Here is an 8,640-nt window from a genome sequence, read left to right as displayed (position 1 = left end):
ATAGAGATAGAAAATATCAAGACATAAAGAAAAAATCTATATAATGGCAATTATTATTAGTTTTATTAAGTAAATGAAAAGTGATATGTAATAGTAAACTTTTTAACTAAGGTGCTTTGTATAACATACTTAATTATTGTTAATATACTTATTAATTAATTTAGTTATATTAAATTATAAGTTGTATTAGGGCCTCTACCCAGTTTTCTAACTATATTTCGATTAACTAGCTTATTGATTATTCTTACCATTTTAGACTTATTATATCCTGTGAATTTTTCTAATTCATTTCTAGATAATTCACCATTTTTATTTAGTATTTTATAAACTAATAATTCATCAGTTGTTAAATTTGTTGGTTCAAGTTCAATTAAAGGTAAAATAATATTAATGCTATTCTCGTAGATTTCAAAATTAGGTTTAGTGATATTATTTCTATATTCTTCTATAATTCTAGAAATCCCCGTACCAAATTTTTCTATTATATTTAATCTATAAAATACTCCAGCTAAAATTGGATTTCTTAATATAGAAATATTACCCTTTAAATATTCGTCTTTTGATATTCCATTTGGTAAACCTCCTGGAGATAATATTTCTACTCTATTGTCATATATAGATATTTTAATATATGAATTTGTATCCCATACACTATGAACTAAGGCATTTGCGATTGCTTCTCTAAAAGCTTCTCTTGGGATTAATTCTTTTTTTACACGTTTAAAACCTTCGATTTCTTCAAATTGAAAATATGTTTCAAATATTTCAAGGGTTTTATTATATTGGTCCAATAGTGAGATTTTATTTAAAGTTTTTCTAAATAAAATTTGATTGATATTTTCCCCAAATTTTACTATATCAATACCGGAGTTATTTATATCATTATTATCTGCTAAAAGTGCTCCAGCAATATTGTAAAATCCGTTTTTATCATAGAGATTTAGTGTCTTTAGAATATCTAAACTTATTTTCTCTATCCCTAATATATTAATAAGTTCTTTTTCCAAAAAATTAAATTCTAAATCTTGTTTTTGTGATTTCATATTTTCATAATTAAGATTAGAACCTTCTAAAATTAATCTATTTAATTGTAGTCTATCTATTTCAATAGTAGAGGTATTAGATCTATTATAGGCTTTTCCATGATAATAATATGGAGTATATTTCCCTTTCAAAATATTTAATATTATAATATTTTTATCATTAATTGTTTTTATTTCAATTTTATAAAATGGAACTGGAGATATTGTACTATTAATCATATTTTCTATTTTTAAACAATTTTCATCTGAAATATCAATTCCAATAATTTCAGAATTATCTTTAATACCAAATATTATTTTTCCATCATTGTAATTTGAAAATGCACTAACCGTTTTTAAAAATGATTTATTTATTATTTCTTTGAATTCTAAATTGAATTTCTCTCTTTCAAACATATATTATTACCTTTCTTATACTTTATTATAACAATATATTAGTAAAAGTGCAACGATTTTTATATCGTTTCATTTATCGTTCTATTTTAGAACGATAATTTGAGTATCGTTGCAAATTAATTTTATTAATTAGACCTATAAGATTTACTAATTTCCCATAGATATATAAAATAAATGATCATTCAAACAATTGTGCAACGACATTAAAATCGTGTCATATATCGTTGCATTTTGAAACGATATTATTAGTATCGTTTCATAAATATTGAACTGATTTGTTTTTTCATATGAGTGAAAATTGCCAATCTATATAAATATTTTGGTTCAATTATAAACTTTGTGTGATTTAGAATTAGTATCATAAATAATAAAATTAGATTTTTTAAATAAATTGTAAAAAAGTGGTAAGGTCTCTATAGTTGTAGTTACAACACATAACAAAAGAGAATTATCCTATATGAGATATATCAAATTACCTTTAGTATAAAAAGGTTTTACCAATACAAATACAGAAATTGTTGAAACAAAGTCAAATAAACTAATGTATCTTATTGATGGACTATTAAAAATGTATGAAGAATCACCCATTTGTCCTAATTATAATAAACGATTACATGTTAATGATAAATATGAAGTTAATTTAAGACATCTAAATATTGAAAGCAAACTCAGTACTATTTTTTTTGTTAAAGAAATATATATATGTCCTAGCATCTAAGAAGAGGCAGGGAAAGTTTAAACATTTTAATAAAAATTAATCGTCCCAAAGTGCTGCAATTGGATACTAATATAATATTAGAAGCGGTTATCTTTAATTTTCTAATAAAAAATCAATTAAGTTAAGATGTATAATACCATCTCTTTTAAGTAATATTTTATCGAGGCTAATTATATATTTAGGATAATTATCTTTAATATTTTTATATGCTGAAAATTCTCTTTCAATTGTTTTAGAATCATTAAGCAAATAGCACGCTTGTATATAGAATTTTTCATCATTTTTCTCAGCAATAAAATCAACTTCACTTTTATAAGTTTTCCCAACATATACTTTATAACCTCTAGCAATTAATTCATTATAAATGACAGTTTCTATTAATGCTCCATATTCCATAGATCCCTTATCTTTTTTTAAATTAAAAAAGCCCAAGTCTTTAGTATAAATTTTTTCTTCATTCGATAGTTTCTTTTTCCCTTTAATGTCATATCTAGTGACTTTATCTATGATACAAGCTTTTACAGTATTATTAATATATTCATAAACAGTAGGTGTCGATACTTTAACATTATTATGAGTTAATACTCTTGATATATTTGTACCTGAAATTGATTTTGCTGAATTTCCTACTAAATAATCAATTACTTTTTCGAGACTATAACCATTTTTAGTATTAGTTCTTGTGATGATATCTTTTAAAACAATTGAATTATATATATTTTCAATTAGAATGTTTTTACTTTCTTTGTCAATTTTACATACAAGAGGGAGACCTCCCCATTTTAAATATTCTAAAAACAGGTCATCGATAGAGGTTTTATTATCTTTATTAAATTCTACATATTCACTAAATTTAAAGGGTAGTAAATTAAAGCTTACTGTTCTTCCACCTAACAAAGTGCTTAATTCACCTGATAGCAAAGTTGAATTTGATCCAGTTATAAATATACTGCAGTTATTAGTGGACCTTAATGAGTTGATTACTTTTTCAAACCCAACTACATTTTGTATTTCATCAATAAATATATAATATTTATCATTGTTGACAATTTTATTTTTTATATAGTTATATAAATTTTCATCAAGCAGTAAGTCTCTGTTTTCAAAATCTTCTAAATTTAAATAGATGATATTTTCTATATTAATCCCTTTTGATTTTAATTCATCAATTATTTGATTCATTAATACAGATTTACCAGAGCGACGCATACCTGTAATTACTTTGATCATTTCTAAATTATAAAATGGTCTTATTCTCTTTAAATAATTTTCTCTTATAACATTTATCATCATGATCTCCCTGTGATTAAATTATATTGGAGATTTGTGTGAAAGTAAATAAAATGAATTTAACTATTATGAAAAAAGTCTATTAAAATTAAATGTATTTAATTTTTGATGAATTAATAAAGTATATTTAAACCAATTTAATTTATGATTAAGTAACTTTAATTATGAAAACTGAAAGATTATTAGAATATCTAAATATACTAACGTATATATTTTCAAAAATTGAATATTCTATGTTAATAAGTTGGTATGTACGTGGTAAGATGTTTTGTGTAAAAAATAGTATGATCTGCACCCCTATATCCTGATACTTTTTGAATTGAAGTTTGGGGTATTTTTTACTTGACAAATATAACCACTTGAACCTGAAGCGTTTATCTTTTCTAAAAAATTATTATATCCTCCACCTTTCATAGGTACTGTTTCTAAAGTAATAGATAAATCTTCTCTTTTTTTCATTCCATTAAAATAATTATTTTCAGTATCACCTTCACATAGGATATAAAAAGTTGGACGAGTTGAGCGTATTCTTCTTCTTGATTTTTTTGAACATCTACTATTAGGCATTAGTTATTCCTCCAAGAATCCCTTTCATATAAAATTCGTGAATTTTAGTAGTTTCATAACGCACTTGTAAAAAATCAGCTAAGCTATATAATTCTGAACTAAGTGTATCTGGATTTTTAGTTGCAAAATAAATTTGTTCTTTCATATATTTTTTTAAATCTAGATGCAAAGCATTATGTGTTGTTATAATAAATTGACCTTTATGTGATTTTGCATTAATAAATGAGATAATTTTATCGGATAAAATTGGATTTAGTACTTTATCCATTTCATCAGCAAAGATGATTTTATTTTCATAAACAACTCTATATATTTGAACTGCTAGGGAAAAGAATTTTATTACTCCACTAGAATCTTTATCTAATTCCATTGAAAAAACATCTCCATTTTGTTTTTTCCTTTTAATTAAAGATTTCATAAAAGGATGTTCTTCATTAATTTCTAATCCAATAATAGAAGGGTCTACCATTTTTAAAATATCTAAAAACCTAAGTTCTTTTATTATCTTTTGGTCATCTTCATCTTTTTTATAATCTTTTAATATATTATATGAATAAAGGATTTCATCAGCATATAAATCATTAATGATAAAATCAACAAACTTGCTACAACTTGGATTTCCTACTAAAGCTAGTTTGTTTATATACAAACCTAATTCATTTGCCTCTAATGCATTCGCAATAGGCTCATATTTTTCTTCTGAAATATTTAAACTTAATTTATAATTTAAATGAGCAACTTTGTCATTACTATCATCTAGTATATTTCTTTTTGCTAGTAGTATTTCTTTTATTTTAGAATTACAAGTTTTTTTTACTGACAATTTTTCTTCTACTATTCCTATATGATCAATTTTTAATGAGTAAATATAAAGTGATTTATCTAAAAGTACTTCAAGATAAAAAGATTGTTCAGTATTACAATCTTTAATTTTATCTGAGCATATATTATTTATATTAATTAGGTTTTTAAAAGATTTTACTATATTATTAGTTTGGAATAATTTTTTTAGAAAATTTAAACTTTTAATTACATTAGTTTTACCACCTGCATTTTCACCAACAATAACAGCAGTTTTTAGAATATCTAATCCATATTCAGTTTTTACAAAATTATCAGGAAATCTATTTTTTACTTTATTAGAAGGTGCTAGTAATTCTAAAATGCTTAATTCTTCAAAAGAACAGAAATTTTTAAATTCATATCTAGTTATCATTTTTTATCTCCTTTTAAAACTAAACCAATATTATGTTTTAGTTAATATATAATATTCTATTTATAGGTATTTTTCAATATATAAAAACAGAATTTTGTTTAATTTTAATATTAAAAAATAGTTCAACTAGTAATTAAAAAGAATATGGGACAATTACTCTTTTATAAGTGATATCAATTAGAAATAAAGAAAATTTCTTTATTGATTGTAAAATAAAGAACAATTGTTTATTTAATTAAAATATTTTGAGCTTTTTGATTATTTAACTAATTGTAAATATAATGTAGTGCAAAACTTGATTTTAGAGCTTTTATTATTTACAATTTAAAAAAAATTGAGGAAGGAAAAATGAAAAAACGTTTAGTCGCTATTTTTATTAGTTTGTTTATATTGTTCCCAATATTTGCAGAAGAAAATTTAGATGAAGTGATTTCTTTAAGTGCTGGTGGAACAATAGGTGTTTTTGTAGAAGAAGAAATTGAAGTTGGACCTGGTTATGGATTTGGTATAAAGCTAGGATTAGGTGATTATATAACAGGCTATTATGATATGATATTTTATGAACCATCATTAGAAGGGCTTACCCTACCTGATGGTCTTTCACTTATTACTAGTGATCAAATAATAACTGGAGCTTTAACTCTTCCACTTAGTAGTAACGGTTCTAATGAATTGAAAATAGGTGGAGGATATACTTTAATAAATGAAAAAATAACTGGTGAATACCTAGGGGAAAAAGAGACTTTATTAGAAATAGATGCCGAAGGTTATTGTTTTTTAGTAGAAATTTCTTCTGAGAGTGTTACAACTTGTGCAAAGTATATTATTCCAACAGAAAGTGATAATGCGAATGGCTTATTAGTTGTATCTGCTCTTATAAATTTATTATAAAAAGGTATATCAAAATAAAGAAATTTATTTAGGTATTAAAATAGGTTTATGAGAGTTTTCAGTGGAATATTTATTTGACTAAATTTTTACTATACCACTTATCATAAACCTTTTTATAAGTTCTATGCTCTATATGAGGTCTACTTTTCTCAAATAATTGTAGAAAAAAATACTCCATATCTCTATTTACAGAGGCAACTCTTTTATTAACTTCATATTATTTAATCCTTTTTATTGTCTAGTTGATATTGGATATTTAAGTCTTAATAAAATCCTCTAGTGTAAAGTAAAATGTCCATTATTCCTACTTTGTTGCAATATATGAAGGAACCGTTATTTTCAATACATTTTTTATATTTTTCTATAGGATTATTCGATTTAATTATGTTTTGAATCAGTTAAAAACTAAAAATTTTATTTAAAGTTTGATAAAAAAGGGTAAAGTTACCCGTTTTTGTCAATATATATCTTGTATGTAGCTTTGCCATGTATTATTATTTTGATAAAAGAGGGTATTTTTACCCAATTTTGTCAATATGGGAGCATCTATGGAAATTCAAAGAGATATTTATTTGAATAAACTAATTAATCGTATGGATAATAGTCTAATTAAAGTAATAACTGGGATAAGAAGAAGTGGAAAATCATATTTATTATTTAGATTATTTAAAAACTATTTATTGAAAAACACTGTTGATGAAAGTCATATTATTGAGATAGAGTTAGATAAATTTGAGAATAAGAAGTATAGATCTCCACAAGTTGTTCTTAAATACATAGAATTATTAATTAAAGATAAAGAAACATATTATTTATTTATAGATGAAGTTCAGATGTTGAATGAATTTGAAGATGTTTTAAATTCATTATTACATATAAGTAATCTTGATATTTACGTTACAGGAAGTAATTCAAAGTTTTTATCATCAGATATTCTTACAGAATTTAGAGGGCGTGGAGATGAAATTCATATTTACCCATTAAGCTATAAAGAATTTATGAGTGTTTATAAAGGAGATAAATATGAAGGTTGGGCTGAATATGTAACTTTTGGTGGACTGCCATTAACAATATTAATGAAAACAGATAAGCAAAAAATTAATTATTTAACTAGATTATTTGAAGAGACTTATATTAAAGATGTCGTAGAAAGAAATAGCATAGAAAAAACTCAAGAATTAAATGATTTAATTAATACTCTTGCTTCTTGTATTGGCTCCCTTACTAATCCGAGTAAAATTGCAAAAACTTTCCAAAGTTCTATACAATCCAAAATTAGTATTAATACAATTAAAAAGTATATTGATATTTTAAAAGATGCTTTTATTGTAAATGAAGCATACCGTTTTGATGTTAAGGGAAGAAAATATATTGGAGCTCAGTTAAAATATTATTTTGAAGATGTAGGACTTAGGAATGCTAGACTAGGATTTCGTCAAATAGAAGAGACGCATCTCATGGAAAATATTGTTTATAATGAGCTAAAATTAAGAGGTTATCAAGTCGATGTAGGAATTGTTTTTAAACGTAATAAAACAGAAGATAATCGTTTTGAGAAAAAGCAATTAGAAGTTGATTTTGTTGCTAATTTAGGTAGTAAAAGATATTATATTCAATCAGCATTAAGTCTTCCAACAGAAAGAAAAATTGAACAAGAAAAAGCATCATTGCTTAATATTAAAGATTCCTTTAAAAAGATAATTATCACACGTGATATTGTAAAAATGTATAGAGATGAAAATGGAATAATTACAATGAATATTTATGATTTTTTACTTAATGAAAATAGTCTTGATTTTTAAGCATAGAAACTATCAACAAGTTTTATCAAATAGCTAGCCTGTTGTTTTTTATATAATTATTTTTGAAATAATATTAAAAATCAAGAAGCTATATGTTTGTTTGAATATGACTTAAAAGAAAGTGATAAGTTTCTTATTAGATGATGAAATCTATTTAGCAGAAAATATAGCTAAAAAGGTGGATGTTATTATGAGAACTATAGAAAAAAGTATCTACTCTTTTTAAAATTAAGGAATGAAAGAATTGCTATAATTAAAGTTAGGTATATTTTAAATTTTCTAATCTAAGTTATTAATTGAATCAATTTGATTAGATATAGGGTTAATCACACTATTTTGAGCCGATTATTGGATCGATAGATATTTCATTGAAAGTAGGAAATCATTCCTAAAATATAATCACACAAAGTTTGGGAATGAGCCTAATTATTTTGATATAGTTTGATATTTAATAGCATTCAATTACTTATTTGATAAAAGATTATGAGAAGTGGTATAGTAAATATTTAGTCTAATTACTTTTTATGATCTTAAAACTTTAAATTGATATTTATAGAATAAAAAAATAGGTTTAGCGAAAGCTAAACCTATTTGAATATCTATAAGTTTTTAATTAAATTCTAAATGTGAAGCTTAAATTACCTAAAATATGTGATCCCTCTATATCTTCACTTAACTGTGAAAATCTATAATAATTCAAATCAGAAAATTGAAGGC

6 protein-coding genes are annotated in these 8,640 nt (G+C 23.7%); 2 read left to right on the top strand and 4 right to left on the bottom strand.

The window, feature by feature from the left end; translation table 11 throughout:
• Positions 1 to 164: 164 nt before the first annotated feature.
• The 4 genes from ACPKM0_RS06185 to ACPKM0_RS06170 form a co-directional block, all read right to left on the bottom strand.
• Entirely contained in the window at positions 165 to 1,439 is a 1,275-nt protein-coding gene (locus ACPKM0_RS06185; RefSeq protein ID WP_472474326.1) for an ATP-binding protein, read from the bottom strand.
• 811 nt (positions 1,440 to 2,250) lie between these two features.
• A complete protein-coding gene (locus ACPKM0_RS06180; protein WP_472474324.1) occupies positions 2,251 to 3,447 on the bottom strand; it encodes an ATP-binding protein in 1,197 nt (398 codons plus the stop codon).
• 297 nt (positions 3,448 to 3,744) lie between these two features.
• Entirely contained in the window at positions 3,745 to 4,014 is a 270-nt protein-coding gene (locus ACPKM0_RS06175; RefSeq protein WP_472474322.1) for a hypothetical protein, read from the bottom strand.
• The gene (locus tag ACPKM0_RS06170) at positions 4,007 to 5,230 is read right to left on the bottom strand and encodes an AAA family ATPase (RefSeq protein ID WP_472474320.1); all 1,224 of its coding nucleotides are present in this window, start codon (positions 5,228 to 5,230) and stop codon (positions 4,007 to 4,009) included. The genes ACPKM0_RS06175 and ACPKM0_RS06170 overlap by 8 nt, the downstream gene beginning before the upstream one ends.
• Before the next feature lie 348 nt (positions 5,231 to 5,578).
• On the opposite strand from ACPKM0_RS06170, the gene ACPKM0_RS06165 reads away from it, so the two are divergent.
• Together ACPKM0_RS06165 and ACPKM0_RS06160 are read left to right on the top strand one after the other, a co-directional pair.
• A complete protein-coding gene (locus tag ACPKM0_RS06165) occupies positions 5,579 to 6,121 on the top strand; it encodes a hypothetical protein (RefSeq protein ID WP_472474318.1) in 543 nt (180 codons plus the stop codon).
• A 548-nt stretch (positions 6,122 to 6,669) separates the two neighbouring features.
• Entirely contained in the window at positions 6,670 to 7,923 is a 1,254-nt protein-coding gene (locus ACPKM0_RS06160; protein WP_472474316.1) for an ATP-binding protein, read from the top strand.
• Positions 7,924 to 8,640 lie beyond the last annotated feature (717 nt).

It is taken from the genome of Pleomorphochaeta sp., from assembly GCF_050031695.1.
Lineage (GTDB): Bacteria > Spirochaetota > Spirochaetia > Sphaerochaetales > Sphaerochaetaceae > Pleomorphochaeta.
This window is presented reverse-complemented; position numbering and strand designations above follow the sequence as displayed.

Coding starts and splice junctions, on each gene's coding strand:
- ACPKM0_RS06185 (WP_472474326.1), bottom strand. CDS start 1,439: ATGTTTGAAAGAGAGAAATTCAATTTAGAATTCAAAGAAATAATAAAT.
- ACPKM0_RS06180 (WP_472474324.1), bottom strand. CDS start 3,447: ATGATAAATGTTATAAGAGAAAATTATTTAAAGAGAATAAGACCATTT.
- ACPKM0_RS06175 (WP_472474322.1), bottom strand. CDS start 4,014: ATGCCTAATAGTAGATGTTCAAAAAAATCAAGAAGAAGAATACGCTCA.
- ACPKM0_RS06170 (WP_472474320.1), bottom strand. CDS start 5,230: ATGATAACTAGATATGAATTTAAAAATTTCTGTTCTTTTGAAGAATTA.
- ACPKM0_RS06165 (WP_472474318.1), top strand. CDS start 5,579: ATGAAAAAACGTTTAGTCGCTATTTTTATTAGTTTGTTTATATTGTTC.
- ACPKM0_RS06160 (WP_472474316.1), top strand. CDS start 6,670: ATGGAAATTCAAAGAGATATTTATTTGAATAAACTAATTAATCGTATG.